The 692-nt window shown below is 54.3% G+C and carries 1 protein-coding gene; it reads right to left on the reverse strand.

All coding sequences use genetic code 11. The annotated features are described in order from the left end of the window. On the reverse strand, window positions 1-692 hold a 692-nt coding region (locus AC07OI_RS29800), incomplete at both ends, for a putative Ig domain-containing protein (protein ID WP_495259670.1).

Here is a 692-nt window from a genome sequence, read left to right on the forward strand (position 1 = left end):
AATTTCTCGATAGGGGAAATGACTTTGCCTTGTGCATCGAGAGTGACTTCAAAGTCGATACCCTGGCTTGCATCACCAGTTGCAGTAATCGCACGGATTTGGGCAATTTTTTTATTGCCTACTGTCGCTACCGAACCGATGAGGTTGTCGAGACTTAAACCGCTGGCGAAATTGAGGCTGTCAACACCGGCTGTATCGCTGATGACGTCGAGACCATCACCCTGGGCATAGTAATACTGGTCATCGCCAGCATCACCATTCAAGAGGTCATTGCCTGTACCGCCAGTCAGACTGTCGTTGCCGGCACCACCGGAGAGGGTATCGGCACCAGCGCCGCCACTCATGACATCGGCAGCAGTGGTGCCAGTCAAGACATCTGCGGCATCAGTGCCAGTGAGGCCACCAGGTGCTGCACCGGCAATATGCAGGACGAGTTTGTTTGTCGCTGTCAGGCCACCTTTGTCTTTGACCTGGATAGTGACGGACAAGTCTCCCACAGCAGCTTGATCAGGCGTACCGCTGAGGGTTTTGGTCTGGGCATCAAATGTCAGCCAGCTTGGCAGCGGGCTGCCATTTGCCAGTGTGGCGCTGTAGGTGAGTACATCACCTGCATCCGCATCGGTGAAGGTGCCTGCTGGCAAGGCGAAGCTGAAGACGGCTTTTTCTGTCAGGCTTTGATCTGCAAGAACCTT

It is taken from the genome of Undibacterium sp. GW821-FHT07F11 (genome assembly GCF_059418665.1).